This is a genomic window from Alphaproteobacteria bacterium (genome assembly GCA_025800285.1).
In the GTDB taxonomy this organism is placed as follows: Bacteria; Pseudomonadota; Alphaproteobacteria; order JAOXRX01; family JAOXRX01; genus JAOXRX01.
In genome coordinates, this window is sequence record JAOXRX010000037.1 from 116,533 (window position 1) to 137,490 (window position 20,958).

Sequence of the window (20,958 nt, forward strand, 5' to 3'; positions counted from 1 at the left end):
AATGAAAAAAGATAAAAAAGTTTTAATAATAGTAGATCCACAAAATGGATTTAAAAATAAAAACACAGAGAAAGCATTAAGTAGAATTGATGAAATATCTAGTTATTTTGATGTAATCTTCACATCAGTATTTTTCAATTCTGATAAAGCTCTATATAAGGAAGTATTGCACTGGCATAACTTTTCTAAACATAAAGATAAAAAATACTTAGAGCTTGCTATTAACAAGAGCAACAACATGAAAGTTCATGAAACTATAGGCTATAGTAAATTAAACTGGAAGTTAAAAATGTATTTAAAAATGAATAAAATAGATACAGTTTATGTATGTGGATTGCAGACAGATGTTTCTGTATATAAAACAGCTCTAGACCTATTTGACTTTAGAGTTAAACCAATAATTATTTCTGATGCCTGTGCTAGTTGCAGAGGAAAAACAAATCACGAAATGGGTCTAAAAATGGCAAGAAGACAAATTGGAGAAGATAATGTTTTAACTTTCGATGAAATTAAAGATAAGCTTGAACATAAAGTTGTGGAGATATTAATGTAATGAAAAAGCCAAAAATCTTAGCGGTTGCAAATCAAAAGGGTGGTGTGGGGAAAACAACTACATGTATAAACCTTGCAACAGCTTTGGCAGCTATTGATAAAAAAGTATTAATAGTTGATATGGATCCTCAAGGAAATGCTTCAACAGGCTTTGGTATAGACAGAGAAGCAAGAAAAAGAGGAAGTTATGAAATCCTCTTCGATGACAACTCTTTGGAAGAAGCGATAGCAGAAACTTGTGTCCCTGGCTTATCCATAGCATCAAGTTCCATACACCTTTCAGGAGCTGAAGTTGAATTAGTTAATGCTGACAAAAGAGAGTTTCGCTTAAAAAATGCCTTTGATAACTATGGACATCTATTTGATTATGTATTAATAGATTGCCCTCCATCACTTGGGCTATTGACTCTTAATTCACTGGTGGCTGCAGATGGACTATTAGTTCCTATGCAATGTGAATTTTATGCTTTAGAGGGACTAAGCTATTTAATTAAGACAACTCAAAAAGTTAAACAAAAGCTAAATCCAAAGCTAGATATTTACGGCATCGTTCTAACAATGTATGACGGTAGAAACAACCTAACAAAAGATGTTGAAAAAGATGTCCGAGATTACTTTAAAGACAAAGTTTTCAACACAGTTATACCAAGAAATATTAAAGTGTCAGAAGCTCCATCTCATGGTGTTCCTGCATTACTTTATGATCACAGATGCCTTGGGTCAAAAGCATATATAAACCTAGCTAGAGAGTTAGTAAAGAGAGAAGAAGGAGTAAATTAAGAAATGGGAAACTTAGGAAAAGGATTATCAGCATTATTAGGAGATGCAGATTTAATATATGATGAAAAACTCGAAGAAAAAGAGCTTTCTTTAGAATTATTATCTCCGGGTAAATACCAACCACGACATAAGTTCAAAGAAGAACACTTGAAGTCTCTTGCTGAATCTATCAAAAAGAATGGAGTATTACAACCTTTATTAGTTAGAGCTATTGACGATAATAAATATGAAATTATTGCAGGAGAGAGAAGATATAGAGCCTCTAAGTTAGCAGGATTAAGCACTGTCCCTGTTGTAATAAAAAACTTTAACGATAATCAAGCAATTGAAATAGCTTTAATCGAAAATCTTCAAAGAGAAGATTTATCATCCATTGAAGAAGCTTTAGGCTATAAAAAAATGATGGATGAGTTTGGTTATACTCAAGAGCAAATAGGTAAAGCTGTAGACAAGAGCCGTTCTCATATCGCCAATCTTTTAAGACTACTTAATCTGCCAGATGTTATCAAACAAATGCTAGAGAATGAAGACATATCTATGGGACATGCAAGAGCTTTACTATCAGCAGAGGAGCCTGAAGAACTAGCAAAAATAATAATGAGCAAACAACTATCAGTTAGACAAACTGAAAAACTAGTTGCCTCTCAAAAGAAAGGCTCTAAAATTAGCCCGAACAATGAAAAAATAAGAGTTGAGAACATGTCAGCTTCTGATATTGTTGCAAGAATTCAAAAGAAAACTAAATTAAATGCTTTTGTAAACCAAGAATCATACAACAAGGGAAGTGTAACAATCTCTTACGAGTCATTCTCTGACTTAGAAAAAATATTAAACAGATTAGGAAAATAATTATGAAAAACAAACTATTATACACCATATTATTTTTATTATTAAGCTCAACAGTTAAAGCTCAATCATCACTTGATGAGTACAGATCAAGAATATCAGAAAAGACAGGAAGAACTGGAGCTTTAAACAGCTCATCAGGAGAATCTATTCCATCAGGTGCAGTTATGCCGTTTGATTTGGGAGGCTCTTGTCCCGCTGGTTGGTCAGTATGGAGAAAAGGTGCTGGCAGAGTTATTGTAGGAACAGGAAACAGAAACGGTTCAACTTATAGAAACAATCAAGTCGGAGGATCTGAGACTACAGAAATAAGTGCTAAAAATATAAAAAAAGAAAGAATACAACTTCAAGGAATATCTCTAAAGGTAAAAGAGGATAAGACTCCTCCTTATGTTATGGTTGCTGATACTTCAGTTGTTAGTGAAGAATGTATAGATAGACAAAAACACTGCACCAGATACCCACCTAGACCTTACACAATAGATTTAGGAAACAGTGATGCAGAGCCTGTTAACAATATGCAACCTTTTATTGCTCTTACATACTGCAAAAAGAATTAATAAATTGACAGATTCTATAAAAACATTTATGTTGTGCTTATGTTTATAAATAAAAAAAATAAAATATCAGAAGACAAATTAAATAAAGCTTATGCGACAGATTCAATATCTTTCATGGATTCTTTACCAGAAAAATCTGTAGATATGATTTTTGCAGATCCTCCATATAATCTGCAATTCTATGGAGATTTATTTCGTCCAGATCAAACTTATGTAAAAGGAGTATCTGAAGACTGGGATAAATTTGATTCAAATCAGGCATATGATGAATTTACAAAAAAATGGATGTCTGCTGCAAGAAGAATACTTAAGGATGACGGAACTATTTGGGTTATTGGCTCTTACCACAACATCTTTAGATGTGGAGCAATATTGCAAGATTTAGGATTTTGGGTTTTAAATGATGTTATATGGCTAAAAACAAATCCAATGCCTAATTTCAAAGGAACAAGATTCACGAATGCTCATGAAACAATGATATGGGCAAGCAAAAGCAAAGCATCGAAATATACATTTAACTATGATTCTATGAAGATAATCAATGACGATTCTCAAATGAGGAGCGACTGGGTTCTGCCAATATGTGCAGGAGCAGAAAGAGTTAAAAATCAAGCAGGGAAAACAGCTCATCCAACACAAAAGCCTGAGAGCTTACTTTATAGAATAATCATGGCATCAACAAACCCGGGAGATATAATTCTTGATCCATTTTTTGGAACAGGAACAAGTGGTGCCGTTGCTAAAAAATTAGGAAGAAACTTTATTGGTATAGATCAAGAGAAAGCTTATGTAGAATTAGCCACCGCTAGAATTGAATCTGTAGAGCCTATAAAAGAAGAAGAATTACTAAGACAACCTCTAAAAAGAAAAGAGCCTAAGGTTCCTTTTGGCATTTTATTGGAAGAGGGACTTTTGAAGCCAGGAATAACCTTATATTCTAATAAGAGAAAACACTCTGGGAAGCTTTTTGCTGACGGTTCATTGCTAGTAGAGTGCGAAAATGGAAAACTAAGAAGCTCTATACACAAAACAGGAGCATTCATACATGGCAAAACATCTTGTAATGGCTGGACATATTGGTATTATGAAGAGAACGGAAGACTGTACCCTATTGATAAACTAAGGCAAAAAATAAGAGATAGATTAAACGAAGAAATTAAAGATTAATCTTTTCAATCTTTGTAATTTTTAGAACTCTGAAAATAATGTTTTTAGGAAATTCTTCTGAAGCCTCATTTATACTAGATGAAATAGAGTTATATTTATTGATAACACTTTCTATTTCTTTTGTATCTTTTTCAAAAGAAGACTTAAGCCTTTTAAAGTTTTTATCTGCATTTAAATCTTTATCTTTTGAAACTTTGCTAAAAATCTCAGCAACTTTTTTAGATATATTATTTTGAACCAATACTTGCTTTAATAAGTCGTTTTCTTTTTTAGATAAGAAATCTTTTAATTCTTTAATCGTTTTGTCATTCTTCTTAAGAGATGGCTCTATTAATTTAATAAGCCCCTCTAGTGAATCACTCCTTTTAATAAATTTGCTTTTAAGAGAATTTAACAAGCTCTCTGATGATGTTTTCAGATGACTTAAAACTGCATATATAGCAACTCCATATATTAAAAAAGATATCCCCACTATTAATAGTATGTTCAATATTGGCATATTAACCCCATTTCTATGTTATAAATATAGCTAATTATAAAAACAAAAAGCTCAAAAAGTCAATGTTTTTGTTTGACTTATAACATATAATCTCTTAAAATTAAACTATAGATAAATAATATGGGGTTTGGTATGATAAAAAGAAGTAACCAAAAAGGTGTAACACTGTTCGAAATGATTCTAACTGTAGCTATAATTGCAATTATAGCGATAGGTATAATCATATTAATAGCAAAACAAACAGATAATGTAAAAAATCTATTAACATCTGCTAAGATGACTAAGCTTATTGAAGCTTCAAATGATTATGTAATTGATAATTTCGCGGAAATTCAGAGAGATTTAGACACAGCCAAAAGCACTAACTCTGCATCTGGAACGAATCAACATCAAGCAAGTTCAGATATAAACGGCGATGGAGTTATTGATGAAAACGACAAAATAACAATTGCTGCTTTGAAAATTGATATTGCAGATTTAAAGGCTCAAGGATATTTGAGAAATAGCTTTATCGAGAAAACTCCTTGGAAAACAGACCTCCAAGTGGGAGTATCTTTCGTTGGTAAAGAGAATGTAATACAACTTGCAGTATTTAACACAAATAGTGATGATATAACAACTATAAATAAAAATGACATTGTTTCAGGAATTAAAGACGGTATGGGAGCTATTTGGTATGGAGCTGACTCAATTATGAATTTCTGTAAGAAAACAGTTGAAGCAGACGGAACAGAAACTAGCAACAACTGTATAAGAGGTATGTATAGCAATTGGGAGCTAAAAGATCCTGCCGTTGTTTTTAAAGGGGTATTTACTCCAACACCTTTAACTACTGATGTTATACCATTAGCTGTAACATTTATTGACGGAAATAAACTGGATCGAAAATCTCTATACAAAAATCCTGTAGCAAGTCATCCAGAGGTTAATTTTGTAGATTCAGATTTAAATTTTGTTCCTGATGAAATTGATGATGTTGATGCAGACGGAAAACCTATTGTAAAAAAAGAACAGGGTATATTCTTTAATGCAATGAAGAATAGAGATTTAAATGCAGATGGTATTAAAGATTTCTCTGGAAGTAACTTAACTTACAAACAAGAGTTTGCTGATAGAAATAATGACGGAATTGAAGAGCCAATCACTAAAGCGGTCTTATCTTTAAATAGTAGCAACGGAGAATCTCCTTATTTTTCTGCAGAAGGCGGAATTATAACAGAACTTGATAAAACTGCAGGAACAAGTTGCTTGTTTGATGCGGCAAACATTTATAGTGATTTTGGACTAATTGCACGAGCAAGCGATGGTAAGCTCTTAAAATGCATCTCAAATCGAGATACAAATGATGCAACAGCAGGAACTTGGAAAGAGTTTGGAGATGTAAATTATTTAAATAATACAGACATTGAGCTAACAAAGCCAACAGATAATGATACTGACTTCGAGTTTTACGATGCTAGTTTAGAGAATGCCTCAGCTGTAGTCATTCAAATAGATAAAGCGACAGTAGAACATACTCATGGTACAAAATCAGCTGTTTCTTTTGAGATTAAAGATCCTATTTCTGGACTTTATAGAAAGCTATTAGATATAAACATTCCTGCGAGTGAGCCAAGCGATAGCTATGAGTTCTCTGGACAAGGAATCTTTCCTATAAAAGAGGGAAAACTAACTTATAAAAGAGTCGGAGACTTCACTGTTAGCACTCCTCATAACCCTAGCATATCTCCTTCAGGTAGCACATTTACCTTAACATCTATTAACAATACTATAAATGTAACAAAAGGAGCTAACATAACATTAAATGTTGGAATACATTGTAGCTTATGTGCTTATCCAGGGGCTTTTATATATCAACCAGCTTCCCCAAGTAGTATATGCTTGGGTGCGGGCGGTCAATGTACAGGTATAACTTTTACAAACATCTCTTCGTCTTTTAATTTTTCAAATACTGTATGGGGTTTTATACCTCGCGTAGGAAGGAGAAGCTTAGGAACAATTGGAGCTAACATAAATGTAAGAAACAACAACCCTGGAGGCGGTGGGGGTGCTGGTGCTGCGGATGGAATTGGTGCAAAAATCATAGGTTATATAGAATAGAGGTAGATATGTTAATGAAAAAGAATAAAAAACAATCAGGTGTAGTTCTATTAGAGTTAATTTTTGCTACATTTTTACTTGCTCTGTTTTTAGCAGGTGTAGCTGTTCTTATGCAAAGAAAAGAAAGAATCTTAAAGAATCAATCAACTTCTGCATATCTAAATTCTGTTTTAAAAGCTTCAGAGACTTTTTTAGTAGAAAACTATGAAACTATATTCAATGACATAAACATAAATGTTAATGGTAACTTCAAAGAAATTAGCATAAAAGATGATTTAATAGACAATGGTTATTTAGCAAAAAGCTTTAATAACAACCAATCTCCTTATAAAAATGTTGCAGAAATTAGAGCAATAAAAAATGTAGATAACATTGAGCTATTTGTTACCCTACCTGATACAAATGACTCTAAAACTTTTGACGATGTAAGAATTGCCTCAATGGCTCCTAGTGGTTCTGGAGGAATTTATTTCACAAATACAGCTCCTACAAATCCATGTAAAGATTCTTCAGGTAATGTAACTTCATGCATTCAAGGAATTTTAGCATTATGGTCATATCAACCAACTGCTGACTTCACAACTGCTTTCACAGGATTCCTGCCTGTTGAAGGGGAAAGCTCTGTATTCTTAAGATCTATTATTGATAACGGAAACGGAAGTGCTTTTGTTTACAGAAAAAAAATAGGTAGCAATCTAAATAATAATAGTTTAAACACAAACCTTAATTTAACAAACTTTGATGTAAACTCTGAGGAAAAAGATGTTAGTATATTCTTTAATGCTAACATTGGAGCAGATGGAAAGTTCTCTGATGGAACACAGCTAATTTATACTCCTGGGCAAGATATAAAAGATGAGAATGACATTGATGGCGACGGAAATACAGATGAAATAATTGGATATAATCATCCAACACTAACTCTACAAGATAAAAGCAATCCAACAATTGGTCAGCCAACTCTAGTTTCTGACGGGGGGCTTTCAACTGGTTTAGTAATAGAGAAAGACTCATCTGGAAATTACCCATCTTGTGAAGATTCTGGAATACTTGCTCTTAATAAGAATAATAATTTCTTGCACTGTGCAAATAGCAATTGGGAAGAAATTTCAAAGACTGCATATATACAAGAGTCCTCAATAGGTAACATACCAGACTCTGCATCATCAGTTGTTGTTCTATTAAGAAATAGCGATACATCAAAAGAGTATATTGTTGTATTATATAAAGATTTAAGTAATTTACCAGACGATTATACAGTTGTAAGATATTTAGGTTATTTAGAGTAGGGAGAAAATTATGCTAAAAAGAAATAAGCAAAAAGGTATAACATTATTAGAATTAGTTCTAGTCTTAGGTTTATTAGGAATAGTTATTTTAATTTTAATAAAATACATAAATGAAAAAGCTAAAGAATTAAAGCTACAAACAACAGCTCATCAAATGGAAAGAACTATTGATGACTCAACTGACTATGTATCATCTAGATTTACTAAAATGTATAATGATGCTCTAGCAAACGGAGGAGTTATAACTCTAGATTTAGACAATGTTTATACTCAAGAGTCTTCAGATCTACTTTCTTATACAGGCAAGTCTCCTTACTCAAGTGATTATGAAGCGGTAGTGAGAATACCTTACAACACTTTAAACCCAGTAAATTTACCAGAAGAGAAAAGCTTGCAAATTATTATATATGCTATAAATGATAAGAGCTATATAACTTGGTTAGACTCTAAAAATTTAAGCAGAATTATAAAAGATGCTCAAGGAGGTATAGTTTATTCTCCTTCATCTCTTGTAAACCCTTGCACAGCATCAACGAACTTCTGCATCAGCAATCCTTATGGTATTTGGAAAATAGAAGATGATTTGCCAATAGCAAACACCTCTATAACAACAAGAATTAATGATATTTTAGCAAAAATACCTGTAGATAGATCTCCTGCTATAGCTATAATCAGCAACATAACAGAGAGCGATGCTGCAACTAAATACTTATCACAAAATGAAAATCTAGATAATAGAAATGAAAACACTATGGAAACAGATTTAAATATAGATAACTCTCTTACTGATGCCTCATCTATATTCTTTAATGCTGTTCCAGATACAGATATAAATGCAGAGCCAAATGCTCTACAAGGAAGCCACCTAACATATAATGAAGGGTTATCTTCTTTACAATTAGATAGCGATGGAAATATAATAACAGATAATAATGGTGATAATGTTTTGTCTAAAATAGGAGCACCTTCTTTAACATTTAGTAGTAATAAACAAAACTCTGCTGGAGAAGATGAAGTTCCTGTATTTAAATCAAAAGGTGGGTTTAAAACTAATTTCTCAGCAGCTGAAGGAACAAGCTGTGATTTAAAAAAGACTCAGAATGTAATTGCTGTTGACTCCGCAACTGGAGAGCTTTTAAGATGTTATGAAAATGAAAACTATAAATACAATCCAGATAGCGATAATGATGGAAATATTGATACTCCTTTCGTAGGTGATTGGAGAAAAATTGACTGGAAAAAATCAATGTATTTTTTAAGCGGTCCTGTACCTCTTCTTAGTGATATGATATTTACCGAAAGAACATCTGCAGCAACATGTAGACAATATGCTATAGATAACGGTCCTTTAAATCCTCCTTGGATTTATACCTGTGGAGGAATATGGAGCTTTAATACTCATAAATATAGCTGTAATTCCCCATGTAGAGATAGAAAATTATGTCCAAGAATTTATGAATTCTCTAGTGCAAGATATAATGAAAAATTAACAGATAAAGGTTTAGATTCTAATAATATAAAACACTTAATATTAGAAACAAAATCTGATATTAACCAATCAGCTGATATAATAGTTGATGGAGTTACTTATAATATATTTCATTCCTATGATAATAACAAAACATCCCAAAGTATAATTCCTGTTCCTATAAATCAAAATATAATTGTTAATGTTGATGAATTTATAAATTTAGATAACGATGGTAACCCTTTGTTAGAAATCAATGTAATTGGATACATCAAATAGAGTTTAAACATAAAAAAAGAGACTAAAATTTACATAACAGTAAAAAATTTAGTCTCTTTTTTATTAAAATAAATAAAAATCTATTTATTGGACAATGCTTTGACTTTAACACTTATCTTTTCAATTCTAGCCATAATTTCGTCTTCATTTAAAGAATTTGTCTTTCCACTTTTAACCTCATCTGCTAAAAGCAAACAAGAAAGCATTAAAACTTGAGCTTCTGATATACCTGTACCAGCTCTAGTAACAATTCTGGTTTTTTCATCAACATAATTAGCCAAGTCTTGCACTCGAGATTCTTCTCCTGGCTGGCAAGAAACAGAGAAAGACCTACCATTGATACTTACATTTATATTAGGCATTCCTCTTCTCCTCTTTTTCTATAATAGAGTTTAGTTTGTTTATATTTTTATAAATAATATCTGATATTTTTTTATTCTTAGTTCTTTCGGTTTGCAAATCTTTTTCTAAAGCATCACACTTATCTAGCAAATCACTCTTATAGCTATTATAGTTATGCTTTTTACTTATTAGAAACTTTTCAACAGCTTCTAATTCTTGTTCTAATTTATCTAACTCTTCTAAAATTCTTTTACTCATAAGTATATTTATATACTAATAACAAGAACTTTTCAATAAATTTTATCTAAAAAGATTTATAGAGCCAATTCCTGGAATAACTCTTATATCCTTTTTTCTTCTAAGCTTTGGATTTGCAACTTTTTTAACTTTAATTTTTACAGGCTCAATCTTCTTCTTTGAAACTATAGGTTTAGAGTGCTCTTTAGCATATTTCCATAAAGAACCATCTTCTGTTTCAAGAGACTCTGATAAACTCTTATTATCTGAAACACGAGAACATTTTATAGATGGTCTATTCTTAAACTCACTAATAAGCTGCATATCTGAACCAATACGAAATTTATGTCCATCATCTTGAACTTCATAGCAATTGTTCTCATGATCAACCGTTACAGCTTCATATAATGGACTAATTTCTCTTCCATTTTTATCAACAATTTGATTATATATCTCATGACGATATCCATCTTCGCTATATTCAACAGCTTTAATAATTTGATTGTCAAGACCAGCTCTAGATTTCATATTATTTTCCTTAAAAAATAAGTTGTTACACTACTAAATATAACATATATACTCTTTAAATTCAAATATTTTTATTGAAATAAAAAACTCTTGCTATATAATCCTGTGTTATGAATAAAACCAGAAATAAAAAACCTAAAAAAATAACTCCAAGATACCTAGAGAACTATGCTCTATATTATCTAGAACGGTTCTCCAGCTCTTCAGAAAACCTTAGAAGAGTCATAATGACTAAAATTATAAGATCTTGTAAGTTCTATGAAGATGATAATATTGAGGAAAAAAAAGAATGGTTAAATGAGCTAATAGATAAATTACAACGAATCGGATATTTAAACGATGAAATGTACACAAACATGAAAGCTAGAAGCTTAAGGTATTCAGGAAATTCAAAAAGAAAAATTGCATATAAGCTTCGACAAAAAGGTTTAAGCGAGGAAATGATTAATAAATCTATACAAAAAGCAGATAAAGATTTATACGATTCAGATGAAGGAGAGCTTGAAACAGCTATAAAATATGCTAAGAAAAAACGAATCGGAAGATTTAGAACGAAAGAGATTAACGAAAAAACAAAAGAAAAAGAACTAGCTTCAATGGCTCGAGCTGGTTTCAGTTATGATATTGCAAAAAAAGCTTTAGAGGAGGAATAATGCCAGATTTATCTATAGAAAATAAATACTCTGAGCAAGTGGTTTGTGGAGTAGATGAAGTAGGAAGAGGTTGTTTAGCAGGAGATGTATATGCAGCTGCTGTAATAATACCAAATAGCTTTCCAGACGATATACTCAAACAATTAAAAGATAGTAAAAAGTTAAGTGCTAAAAAAAGAGAAACTCTTTCTCAAGAGATAAAGAAACATGCTATATTTAGTATTGAAAAGTCAACAGTAGAAGAAATCGATTCGACAAACATTCTAAATGCAGCACTATTAGCTATGGAAAGAGCTATAAAAGGGTTAAACAAAAAGCCTGATGTTTGTCTTATAGATGGAAATAAGTCTCCAAATTTGCCCGAATTTACAGTCGAGACAGTAATAAAAGGCGATTCTCTTTCATGCTCTATTGCAGCAGCATCAATTATTGCAAAAGTAGAACGAGATAGAGTAATGACAGAGCTAGCATCAAAGCACCCTTATTACATGTGGGAAAATAATGCAGGATATGGAACTAAAGCTCATTTAAAAGCAATAAAAGAACACGGTATCACTTCAAAACACAGAAAAAGTTTCTCTCCATGCAAATAAACTTATTACTTTAATATTTTATAACATTTTTATTGATTTTTGGCATATTTTGTGATATTATTACTTATATAAAACAAGGAGATAACCATGAGAAAAAATAATAGCGATTTTAAAAAAGCATTACCAATTGTAGCAGGGATATTACTTGGAACATCTTTACTAGTTTCAAAGTGTGGAAACATAGCTAATTATGCAATTGATAACTTAATTCTAGGAGACATGGGTACTAACAAAGCCGTTGTACAAAAAAGCTTGAATGTAGAATTAGACAACAGCACTGGCCACTACAATAAAAACAATCAAGTAAACAAATATTCTGCAAAAGATTTCAAGAAAGATTATCAATATGCTAAAAGTGTTTATCAATATAGAATTAAAAATGCAAAAGAAGAATATTCTTATGATAAAGAAAAAATGAACGAATTAATCAATAAAGCTAAAGAAAGCTTCAAAAAAGATTTACAAGAAGCTAAAGGAAAAATGAAAAAGGCTCCTGAACTTAAAGCTCAGAACAAGCCAGCAGCTAAAAAATTAGCTTATACGGCTTAATTAGTTATCTATAGTTTAAAAAAACAACCGAATATTTTTTTCGGTTGTTTTTTTATTTATAGCTTTTATTATTTTTTTTTGCTACAAATAAAACAAAGGTGGAAAATATGAAATTATTAAAGATTATATTTATAATGCTCGTGTGTTTAGCTTGTTGCTCAAACAGAAGACCTAAATTTGATACAGGCTTTATAAACTTTAACAAAAACATAACCATAAAAGCAGAAATAGCAAGAACAGATGAACAAAAGAAATATGGCTTAATGTTCTTAAAGAATATTCCTGAGAAATATGGAATGGTATTTAAATATGATAAAGAAAAATATATATCTATGTGGATGAAAAACACATATATTCCTCTGGACATATTCTTTATAAATAAAGATGGTATAATTTCTCAAATAGAAAAAAATAATACCCCTCTGTCTTTAAAACACATAAGATCAAAAGAAAAATCTTTATATGTAATTGAGACAAAATCTGGATTCGCTAATAAGTTTGATATAAAAGTTGGCGATAAAGCTTATATTTTAAAGAATTAACTTGAAAAAAAATCGTATTACCACTATATGAATAGTATGGAAAATTTAGAAAAAAAATTAACACAAGGAGAGCTAATGTTTGTTGGAGTAAACAAACTAGCTTATGTTAGAGAAGTTCAAGAAGGTAATGAAAATCTTATAATTATGTATGCGGCAGATGGCACAGAGCTAGCTACTGTATCAGATGAATTTGAAGCTAGACACTTAGCCTCTATACATAACATAAATATCGCTACGGTACACTAATATGATAAATAAATATTCAATAATAGAACCAAAAGGGAAACCTGAAAGCTTAGTAGTTTTTTTACATGGTCTTGGCTCAAATAAAGATGATTTAATAGCTTTGGGAGATATATTCTCAACAGCATTACCAAATGCAATTTTTGTCTCTCCAAATGCTTGTCAAGATTGTGAGTTTGTTCCAAATGGATACCAGTGGTTCCAATTATATAACTGTGATATGGAAGGCATAAATAACTGTGATAGTTCTAAATTAGACATGAAAAGACTGAAAAAAGAAGTATCAGAATCAATTTCAGAATTAAATCAATTTATTGACAGTATTATGAAAGAAAAGCAAATACCGGCGGAAAATTTATATCTAGTAGGATTTTCTCAAGGTGCAACCATGTCCGTTTACACTGCTATTAACAGAGAGACCCCAGTAAAAGCTGTTTTAGCATATTCAGGAATCTTATTTGATAACGAAATAAGTAAAATAAAATCAAAACCTAAGATTGTAGGATTGTCGCATGGTAAGCTAGATGATGTTGTATCATTTAACTGGCATAAACAAAACATTGACAGCTTAGTAAAACATAATATAGAATATAAAGAGCTCGTTTCAGATTTTGCATTTCATGAAATACCTGAAAAAGCAATTGCATTTGGATTAAATATATTAAAGGAAAGTATCTAAAGTGAAAAAAGTTGAAATTTTTACAGATGGTGCCTGCTCTGGGAATCCTGGCCCAGGAGGTTGGGGAGCTATTCTTAGATACGGCTCTAAAGAAAAAGAAATGTCTGGTGGACAAAAAGAAACTACAAACAATCAAATGGAGCTTAAAGCAACAATCGAATCGCTAAAAGCTTTAAAGAAGCCTTGTGAAGTAGATATAACTACAGATAGTTCTTATGTTAAAAATGGTATTACTCAATGGATATTTAACTGGAAGAAAAACGATTGGAAGACCGCTAACAAGAAACCTGTAAAAAACAAAGAATTATGGCAAGAACTAGATGACCAGGTTAAAATTCATAAAGTCAGTTGGCATTGGGTCAAGGGTCATGCAGGTCATCCTGAGAACGAAAGAGCTGATGCTCTTGCTGTAGCTGAAGTGCAAAAAATTAAAGATAATTAAAAAAACTCTTGCATTTTTTTTCAAATTGAGATATAAAATGAAAACACTTAACGGCGATGCGGAAGTAGCTCAGGGGTAGAGCATAACCTTGCCAAGGTTAGGGTCGAGGGTTCAAATCCCTTCTTCCGCTCCATTTTAAAAGTTTTACAAAAGCCGTAAAGGCTTTTTTATTTTATCTATGAAGGAGGTGAAAAGTATGGTACAAGTTAATGTTAGAGAAAACAATGTTGAACAAGCATTAAGATCTTTGAAGAAAAAACTTAGTCGTGAAGGAATCTTCAACGAAATGAAAAAAAGAAGACATTATACAAAACCTTCTGTGAAAAAAGCTGAAGCTAAAGACGAAGCGATTCGTAGAATCAGAAAGCTTGAAAGAAAAAGAAGAGCATCTGAATAATGATTTCAAAGAATAATAAAAAACCTCACTGAAAAGTGAGGTTTTTTTATATTATATAAATATTAAATCTATTCTTTATTGATTATCATATTTTTGCACAGTATCATCTAAAACTTTAAACTCAACACCGGCACTTTTAAGCATTTCAATTGCCTCACTGCCAGCATGATAAGCTTTTGCAGCATAAACCTTCTTTATACCAACCTGTATAATCATCATTGCACAAGCTCTACATGGAGCTAACTTACAATACATTGTAGAACCTTCAAGAGCAATACCCTTTTTAGCAGCCTGACAAATAGCATTTTGCTCTGCATGAACTGTTCTCATACAATGCTGTGTTGTCTTTCCATCTTCATGTGTAACTTTTTTTAATAAGTGCCCAGCTTCTGAACAATCTGGCAATCCAGATGGGGCTCCAACATAGCCTGTAGAAAGAATCTGCTTATCTTTTACAATAACACATCCTGTTCTTCCTCTATCACAAGAGCCTCTCTTTGAAACAGCTTCTACAACCTCAAAAAAGTACTCATCCCAAGTTGGTCTTATATATTTATCTGACATAATTTATCTCCTGTTTTTATTAATATAAACATATAAAAAAACATTTTGCAACTTGTTTTTATTTGTGTTAGCATATTAAAAACAAAAGGAGAATAACTATGGAAAAACCAAGATTTGACATTGAAAACCCAACCATGAAAGACTTTCAAGAAATGGTTATAAAACAAAAAGAATATCTAGGTTTTAACTGGTCAGATCAAATCAAAGAGTGCTTTCATTTAATGGAAGAAGTTGGAGAGCTAGCAGGTGCAGTGAGAAGAAGCATGAAAGGCTCTGCTGTTGATGATGCTTCTCGTGGAGAAACTTCCAAAGAGCATATTGGTGAAGAAATAGCAGATTGCATGATATTTTTAATGTCTATAGCAAATCAACATAAAGTAGATATTGAAGAGGCTTTCAGAAATAAAGTTCACAAAAATTTAAACAGAACATGGCATAGAAAAAAGTAAATTTTGACTTTTTTTTAACTTTATGATATAAGATAATTCGTCGAATAGGTAGGCAGAAATATTTGTGAACTCGGTCAGGTTCGAAAGAAAGCAGCCGTAGCATATACTTTCTGGGTTATTCTATTCGACTCTTTTTTAACTATAGGAAAAAAAAATATAATGTTTAATATTGCAATTGTAGGAAGACCAAATGTTGGTAAATCAACTCTTTTTAATAGACTAGTAGGGAAAAAACTAGCTATTGTTAACGACTATGCTGGTGTTACTAGAGACTGGAAAGAATCAGAAGCTAGATTAAGAGATATGGAATTTAACATAATCGATACAGCTGGTTGGGAGAACATGTTTGATGATAGTGTTCCTGGAAAAATGAGAGCTCAAACCGAGAGTGTAATCAAAAATGTAGATTTAGCAATATTGCTTTTTGATGCTAGACAAGGAATTACTCCTATAGATAAAAAATTTGCAAACATTATAAGAAAAGAAAAAATACCAGTTATACTTGTAGCAAACAAATGTGAAAGCAGAACAGCTTTAGATAACTTAGTTGAAGCTTATGAACTAGGAATGGGTGAACCTGTAAAAGTAGCTGCAGAACATGGAATTGGTATGGATGATTTATATAAGGCCATAAAACCGATATATGATGATTATGAAAACTATGAATTTGATGAAGACGATCCGCAAAACCCTATTAAATTAGCAATTGTAGGAAGACCAAATGTGGGTAAATCAACACTAATCAACACAATTATTGGAGAAGATAGAGTTCTTACAGGCCCTGAAGCAGGTATTACTAGAGACTCTATTGCAGTTGAATGGGAACACGAAGGAAGAAAATTAAGACTTGTTGATACAGCAGGAATGAGAAAAAAATCTAGAATTAAAGACCATCTAGAGAAAGCTTCTGTTTCAAGCTCAACTAGAGCTATTAGACTTGCTCAAATTGTTGTATTAATGGTTGATGCAAATGCTATTCTAGACAAACAAGATTTATTAATTGCAAAGCATGTTATTGAAGAAGGTAGAGCTCTTATTCTAGCTGTTAACAAATGGGATTCAGCTAAAAATAAAGAAGCTGCTCTAACAAGAATTAAAGACAAACTAGATTTATCTCTATCTCAAATAAAAGGTGTTCCTGTAGTAACCATGTCAGCTTTACATAAAAAGAATGTAAATAAATTGCTAGATGAAGTTTTAGATATTTATGATATATGGCACAGTAGAGTAACAACAGGTGAGCTAAACAGATGGTTAGACTATGCTGTTTGTCAACATTTGCCACCACTTACTTCAAATAAAAGAGAACAAAAAATTAGATACATGACTCAAACAAAAACAAATCCTCCAACATTTGCTCTGTTTGTTTCAAAGCCAAAAGATTTACCAGATTCTTATAAAAGATATCTGCTTAATGGCTTAAGAGAAGAGTTCGGAATTAAAGGTGTTCCTATTAGAATAATGGTAAGAACATCTAAAAATCCTTATGTAGATAAAAAATAGACTATATTTTATTTTAATAATATTAAAACATTAAAAGACCAGCTAAAAGCTGTCTTTTAACTTATCCAATAAAAAGAGTTAAAACTATTTTGTTTTTGAACGATATTCTTTTTTCTTCTCTCTTCGGTTTCGCTCAATCCTAGCCTTTCTTTCTTCATCTGTCTCTTCGTGACTTTTAGGCTTAACATCAGAATTTTTTTCTGTTGGGATATAAACATTACCTTCTGGATAAGGCATAGTTATAAACCTACTATCTCCCTCAGACATATCTTCAATAAAACAATCTATATATCTGTGTATCTGAAAATGTTCTGCAAACCTTATAAAAATTAAGTTTTCTATATTATTTTGCCCACCACCATGTATTGGAATCTTATGATGAACACCCCAACCAGGAGGAGTTTTTCCTTTAGCTAAAGTTCTATCTATCAAACTATCCCACAAGCCTGCTTGCTTTAAATTATCTCTTTCATTATTAGCAATAAACTCTAGAAAATCTTTTCTAAATGAGTGTTCGTATTCATATCTAACAGCATGCCTTTTCTTCTCAGTTGGAATACTGTACTCCAATTCTTTCAACGGTATTGTTTTATCTATTTTTACATTTTTAACATTCATATCCACAATCCCATGAAAAATAGATTTGAAGAAAATAAACTTATTAAAGCAGAAGTTGTTAAAGCTATCCCAAAAGGAAGCTCTTTATCATAATCAACTTTAAAAATCTTTATTAAAGCCACAAAAGCTATCATTATAACACAGGACAATATAAGTATTAATAAACTATTTTGCATACCAAACAAAGCTCCAAAAGCTGCCATTATTTTAATATCCCCTCCACCAAGAGCCTGTTTTTTAGCTATAGCTTCTCCGACTGTAGAGACTCCAAAGAAAACTAAATACAATACAGATGCAGCAATAATTGACTCAGATGCTTGCATGTTTGTTAAATTTAAAGCAGATCCTATTAAAGCCAACCACAGTATTGATATTGTAAACACATCAGGCAATAGCTTTACTGAAAAATCCATATAAAAACATGAAACTAAAAAAGTAGTTACAAGAGAATATAATATAAAGTATTGAATACCTGTAAAAACAAAAAAATTAACCCCCAAAATAACAGCATTAATTAACAAAAAAGAGTAAAGGCATTTTTTGCTTTTAAGAAAGCTCATACCTTTCTTTTCTTGCTTTGTTAGCTTCTCTGTATAATTGATAAAATTAGCTAGTTCATAAAAGTTTCGAGCTATATAATAACAAAGCCCTAAAATTAAAATAATTGCTAAAAAATAATACATAATAATCATATATATGATACTAAGATTAATTTATTCTTTATGCAAGAAAATTTAGTTCATTGTTCTAATTTTTTTAATTTCTGCATCTGGAAAGAATTTTAATATTTCAGAGATATTATCATCTTGTTTTACCTCTATTTTTTCTTTTTCATAAGCTTTTTTTTGTTGCTCGAATATAGAGTCTTCACCTTTTTCATCAGATATTTCAACAATCCAATCTCTACCTGTAATAGCAGAAAGCTTATTTGATACTTTTCTTGTAAATTCAGAGTCTAAATTATGAGATAAATTTATCTTAATTCTTCCAACCTCAAAACTAACTAAATGAGCAGAGCTCTGCAATTGTCCCGTTATAATTAGCTCTTTACTTGCTTTAAATAGCTCTATAACCTCAAGAAAGCTTTGCGGATTTGGTTTGCTATCCTCTACTTTAGAGGGAATAACCTCTATTTTAGTGTCTATCGAATTAGATTTTGAAACAGGTTCAGGTATTAAATTAGGCTTTTTTTTTAAGCCCTCAACACTTTTCATTATGTCAGTTGGAGAAGGCATATCGTTCATATAAAGAAGCTTTATAATCAACATATCCATAGAGTAATTCTGATTAGGAGAGTAGTTAAGTTCTTCAACTCCCTTTAATAAAATTTGCCATGTTCTCATAAGAGTATTCATTGAAATACTTTTTGATAACTCTAAGCCCTTTTGTTTTTCATCTTCAGAAAATATTGAGTTATTTAATATATCTGTAGATGTTTTCAATTTACTTATAAAATGATTAAACTCTATTAAATCTTGTAGAATTATATTAGGAGCAACACCTTTGTTATATAAGTCTTCTAATAAACTTAAAGCTTCTATAGATTTTCCTTTCATTGTATAATCATATAAATCAATTATTCTTGAAAAGTCAGAAAAACCTAACATATTATGAATTTGATCAGCCGTTATTTTACCACTTGAAAGAGATATTGCCTGATCCAATAAACTTAGCCCATCTCTAACGGAACCGTCAGCTCCTTTTGAGATTAGAGATATTGCTTCATCTTCAAACTCAGCATTTTCTAACCCAGCTATTTTTTTATACAGAGCATTCAAATCACTTATCGAAACTCTCGATAAATCGAATCGTTGACATCTTGACAAAACAGTTACAGGAACTTTTCTTATTTCTGTAGTAGCAAATATGAACTTAATATGAGCAGGAGGCTCTTCTAATGTTTTCAATAAAGCATTGAAAGCATTCTTAGACAGCATATGAACTTCATCAATAATATAAACTTTATATCTAGCAGAAACTGGAGCATATTTTACAGAATCTATTAGTTCTCTAACATCATCAACACCTGTTCTTGATGCAGCATCCATTTCAATAACATCCATGTGTCTATCTTGAGATATTGCTTTACAGTGCTCACAAACCCCACATGGATTAGGAGTTTCTCTGCCCTTACCATCTGGACCAATACAATTTAATGCTTTTGCGATAATTCTTGCAGAAGTTGTCTTACCAATACCTCTAATACCTGTAAGCATAAAAGAGTGATGTATTCTATCACTTTCAATCTCATTCTTTAGAGTTCTAACTAGAGCCTCTTGACCGATTAAATCATCAAAGTTCTGAGGCCTATACTTTATTGCTAAAACTTTATACTGTTTTTCATTATTATTTTCTTCTGTCATAAAAATAAACATAAATTAAATTTAGCTTTTTTGCAAGAAAAAAACATAGACTATCTTTAACAATTTAACCGTTGCTTTTTTCTTGATTTTACAATTAAAAAAATATAAAATACTCTTCATGTTTAGGAATTGTAAAAAAATATTTTTATTGCTTACTGTAGCTATATTTTTAGCTTCATGCTCTACAGGAAATGTAAAGCATAAAACTACTGCAATTAAAAATAATGATCCAATAAAAAAAGTAGTAAAACAGACTAAAAAAAAATATGTCCCTAGAAAGAAATACTCTAGATTTAAATCACCTAAAAAAAGAAGCACCTCAACAACAGATAAGATGCTTGCAGACTTGAGAGGTGTTGTTAGCAATGATGTATTTACAAAACTTGAAAAAACTCAAGCAAAGAATCCTATAAAAGGTTATAACTCTATAAACAAAAAGAAACTCAAAAAAGTGTTAAAAACAGCAACCGAGTATAGGAAGAATATAACTTATGAATCTATAAAAGGTTTAAGAGATTATGAAATAGAGCAAATATTGATACCCGCAAACAAAAAGAAAAACAGTGGCGATATTTCTCTTTGGGAATACAAAAACAATACATGTTCAGCTAAAGTTTATTTTTACAAAGGAATGCTAGCTTTCATTGAAACTAAATTTGAAAAAAAAGGTTTTAATGACACAAATTCTTGTTTAAAAACTTTCAGCCTATAAGGAG

Annotated in this window: 27 protein-coding genes, 1 tRNA gene and 1 other RNA gene; 21 read left to right on the forward strand and 8 right to left on the reverse strand. The window is 31.2% G+C overall.

Features of this window, described 5'->3' with window-relative positions:
- The first annotated feature begins 1 nt into the window (after window position 1).
- The 5 genes from OIF36_01475 to OIF36_01495 all read left to right on the forward strand — a co-directional run bounded on the left by OIF36_01475 (window position 2) and on the right by OIF36_01495 (window position 3,905).
- On the forward strand, window positions 2-553 hold the full coding sequence (locus OIF36_01475) for an isochorismatase family protein (protein ID MCV6599141.1): 552 nt from the start codon (window positions 2-4) through the stop codon (window positions 551-553).
- Window positions 553-1,332, forward strand: a complete 780-nt coding sequence (locus OIF36_01480; protein ID MCV6599142.1) for an AAA family ATPase — start codon at window positions 553-555, stop codon at window positions 1,330-1,332. Before OIF36_01475 ends, OIF36_01480 begins: the two co-directional genes overlap by 1 nt.
- A 3-nt stretch (window positions 1,333-1,335) precedes the next feature.
- On the forward strand, window positions 1,336-2,181 hold the full coding sequence (locus tag OIF36_01485; GenBank protein ID MCV6599143.1) for a ParB/RepB/Spo0J family partition protein: 846 nt from the start codon (window positions 1,336-1,338) through the stop codon (window positions 2,179-2,181).
- Window positions 2,182-2,183: 2 nt separating this feature from the next.
- Window positions 2,184-2,738 carry a hypothetical protein gene (locus tag OIF36_01490; protein ID MCV6599144.1) on the forward strand — a complete coding sequence of 185 codons (555 nt, stop codon included), beginning with the start codon at window positions 2,184-2,186 and terminating at the stop codon, window positions 2,736-2,738.
- 114 nt (window positions 2,739-2,852) lie between these two features.
- Complete coding sequence (locus tag OIF36_01495; protein MCV6599145.1) at window positions 2,853-3,905, forward strand: DNA methyltransferase; 1,053 nt, start codon at window positions 2,853-2,855, stop codon at window positions 3,903-3,905.
- Here the strand turns inward: OIF36_01495 and OIF36_01500 are convergent.
- A complete protein-coding gene (locus OIF36_01500; GenBank protein MCV6599146.1) occupies window positions 3,895-4,404 on the reverse strand; it encodes a LemA family protein in 510 nt (169 codons plus the stop codon). The genes OIF36_01495 and OIF36_01500 overlap by 11 nt on opposite strands.
- Window positions 4,405-4,536: 132 nt before the next feature.
- Between OIF36_01500 and OIF36_01505 the strand changes: the two genes are divergently transcribed.
- The 3 genes from OIF36_01505 to OIF36_01515 are packed head-to-tail and all read left to right on the forward strand — an operon-like array spanning window position 4,537 to window position 9,540.
- On the forward strand, window positions 4,537-6,504 hold the full coding sequence (locus OIF36_01505) for a prepilin-type N-terminal cleavage/methylation domain-containing protein (GenBank protein MCV6599147.1): 1,968 nt from the start codon (window positions 4,537-4,539) through the stop codon (window positions 6,502-6,504).
- A gap of 14 nt (window positions 6,505-6,518) precedes the next feature.
- Complete coding sequence (locus tag OIF36_01510) at window positions 6,519-7,793, forward strand: type II secretion system GspH family protein (protein ID MCV6599148.1); 1,275 nt, start codon at window positions 6,519-6,521, stop codon at window positions 7,791-7,793.
- A gap of 10 nt (window positions 7,794-7,803) precedes the next feature.
- Entirely contained in the window at window positions 7,804-9,540 is a 1,737-nt protein-coding gene (locus OIF36_01515; protein ID MCV6599149.1) for a prepilin-type N-terminal cleavage/methylation domain-containing protein, read from the forward strand.
- An 80-nt stretch (window positions 9,541-9,620) separates the two neighbouring features.
- On the opposite strand, the gene OIF36_01520 is transcribed toward OIF36_01515, so the two are convergent.
- Genes OIF36_01520 through OIF36_01530 form a run of 3 tightly spaced genes read right to left on the reverse strand, consistent with a single transcriptional unit; the run spans window position 9,621 to window position 10,647 of the window.
- Entirely contained in the window at window positions 9,621-9,902 is a 282-nt protein-coding gene (locus OIF36_01520) for a cell division protein ZapA (protein MCV6599150.1), read from the reverse strand.
- The gene (locus OIF36_01525) at window positions 9,895-10,140 is read right to left on the reverse strand and encodes a hypothetical protein (protein MCV6599151.1); all 246 of its coding nucleotides are present in this window, start codon (window positions 10,138-10,140) and stop codon (window positions 9,895-9,897) included. The genes OIF36_01520 and OIF36_01525 overlap by 8 nt, the downstream gene beginning before the upstream one ends.
- A gap of 42 nt (window positions 10,141-10,182) precedes the next feature.
- The gene (locus tag OIF36_01530) at window positions 10,183-10,647 is read right to left on the reverse strand and encodes a hypothetical protein (protein MCV6599152.1); all 465 of its coding nucleotides are present in this window, start codon (window positions 10,645-10,647) and stop codon (window positions 10,183-10,185) included.
- A 110-nt stretch (window positions 10,648-10,757) separates the two neighbouring features.
- Between OIF36_01530 and OIF36_01535 the strand changes: the two genes are divergently transcribed.
- The 9 genes from OIF36_01535 to rpsU all read left to right on the forward strand — a co-directional run bounded on the left by OIF36_01535 (window position 10,758) and on the right by rpsU (window position 14,745).
- Entirely contained in the window at window positions 10,758-11,300 is a 543-nt protein-coding gene (locus OIF36_01535) for a recombination regulator RecX (protein MCV6599153.1), read from the forward strand.
- Window positions 11,300-11,893: a ribonuclease HII gene (locus OIF36_01540; protein MCV6599154.1), complete on the forward strand. Its 594-nt coding sequence runs from the start codon at window positions 11,300-11,302 to the stop codon at window positions 11,891-11,893. Before OIF36_01535 ends, OIF36_01540 begins: the two co-directional genes overlap by 1 nt.
- Window positions 11,894-11,980: 87 nt before the next feature.
- Window positions 11,981-12,442: a hypothetical protein gene (locus OIF36_01545; GenBank protein ID MCV6599155.1), complete on the forward strand. Its 462-nt coding sequence runs from the start codon at window positions 11,981-11,983 to the stop codon at window positions 12,440-12,442.
- A 107-nt stretch (window positions 12,443-12,549) separates the two neighbouring features.
- Window positions 12,550-12,984, forward strand: coding sequence for a DUF192 domain-containing protein (locus OIF36_01550; GenBank protein MCV6599156.1), 435 nt, complete (start codon window positions 12,550-12,552; stop codon window positions 12,982-12,984).
- Window positions 12,985-13,020: 36 nt separating this feature from the next.
- Window positions 13,021-13,230: a hypothetical protein gene (locus tag OIF36_01555; protein ID MCV6599157.1), complete on the forward strand. Its 210-nt coding sequence runs from the start codon at window positions 13,021-13,023 to the stop codon at window positions 13,228-13,230.
- A 1-nt stretch (window position 13,231) separates the two neighbouring features.
- Entirely contained in the window at window positions 13,232-13,906 is a 675-nt protein-coding gene (locus OIF36_01560; GenBank protein MCV6599158.1) for a dienelactone hydrolase family protein, read from the forward strand.
- 1 nt (window position 13,907) lies between these two features.
- The gene (gene rnhA, locus OIF36_01565) at window positions 13,908-14,348 is read left to right on the forward strand and encodes a ribonuclease HI (GenBank protein ID MCV6599159.1); all 441 of its coding nucleotides are present in this window, start codon (window positions 13,908-13,910) and stop codon (window positions 14,346-14,348) included.
- A 58-nt stretch (window positions 14,349-14,406) separates the two neighbouring features.
- Window positions 14,407-14,481: transfer RNA gene (locus tag OIF36_01570), tRNA-Gly, on the forward strand.
- A 63-nt stretch (window positions 14,482-14,544) separates the two neighbouring features.
- The gene (gene rpsU, locus OIF36_01575; protein ID MCV6599160.1) at window positions 14,545-14,745 is read left to right on the forward strand and encodes a 30S ribosomal protein S21; all 201 of its coding nucleotides are present in this window, start codon (window positions 14,545-14,547) and stop codon (window positions 14,743-14,745) included.
- A 75-nt stretch (window positions 14,746-14,820) separates the two neighbouring features.
- Here the strand turns inward: rpsU and OIF36_01580 are convergent, their stop codons facing one another.
- Window positions 14,821-15,309, reverse strand: coding sequence for a cytidine/deoxycytidylate deaminase family protein (locus tag OIF36_01580; protein ID MCV6599161.1), 489 nt, complete (start codon window positions 15,307-15,309; stop codon window positions 14,821-14,823).
- Window positions 15,310-15,407: 98 nt separating this feature from the next.
- Here OIF36_01580 and OIF36_01585 point away from each other — a divergent pair, with 98 nt between their 5' ends.
- The 3 genes from OIF36_01585 (at window position 15,408) to der (ending at window position 17,261) form a co-directional block, all read left to right on the forward strand.
- Window positions 15,408-15,758, forward strand: coding sequence for a hypothetical protein (locus OIF36_01585; GenBank protein MCV6599162.1), 351 nt, complete (start codon window positions 15,408-15,410; stop codon window positions 15,756-15,758).
- A gap of 39 nt (window positions 15,759-15,797) precedes the next feature.
- An RNA gene (ffs, locus tag OIF36_01590) (signal recognition particle sRNA small type) lies at window positions 15,798-15,890 on the forward strand.
- A gap of 24 nt (window positions 15,891-15,914) precedes the next feature.
- Window positions 15,915-17,261, forward strand: coding sequence for a ribosome biogenesis GTPase Der (gene der / locus OIF36_01595; GenBank protein ID MCV6599163.1), 1,347 nt, complete (start codon window positions 15,915-15,917; stop codon window positions 17,259-17,261).
- Window positions 17,262-17,345: 84 nt separating this feature from the next.
- Here der and OIF36_01600 read toward each other — a convergent pair whose 3' ends face one another.
- The 3 genes from OIF36_01600 to OIF36_01610 all read right to left on the reverse strand — a co-directional run bounded on the left by OIF36_01600 (window position 17,346) and on the right by OIF36_01610 (window position 20,242).
- On the reverse strand, window positions 17,346-17,879 hold the full coding sequence (locus tag OIF36_01600) for an HNH endonuclease (protein MCV6599164.1): 534 nt from the start codon (window positions 17,877-17,879) through the stop codon (window positions 17,346-17,348).
- Window positions 17,876-18,439 carry an A24 family peptidase gene (locus OIF36_01605; GenBank protein MCV6599165.1) on the reverse strand — a complete coding sequence of 188 codons (564 nt, stop codon included), beginning with the start codon at window positions 18,437-18,439 and terminating at the stop codon, window positions 17,876-17,878. Before OIF36_01605 ends, OIF36_01600 begins: the two co-directional genes overlap by 4 nt.
- 174 nt (window positions 18,440-18,613) lie before the next feature.
- On the reverse strand, window positions 18,614-20,242 hold the full coding sequence (locus tag OIF36_01610; protein ID MCV6599166.1) for a DNA polymerase III subunit gamma/tau: 1,629 nt from the start codon (window positions 20,240-20,242) through the stop codon (window positions 18,614-18,616).
- Between the two features lie 118 nt (window positions 20,243-20,360).
- Here OIF36_01610 and OIF36_01615 point away from each other — a divergent pair, with 118 nt between their 5' ends.
- Complete coding sequence (locus tag OIF36_01615) at window positions 20,361-20,954, forward strand: hypothetical protein (protein MCV6599167.1); 594 nt, start codon at window positions 20,361-20,363, stop codon at window positions 20,952-20,954.
- Window positions 20,955-20,958 lie beyond the last annotated feature (4 nt).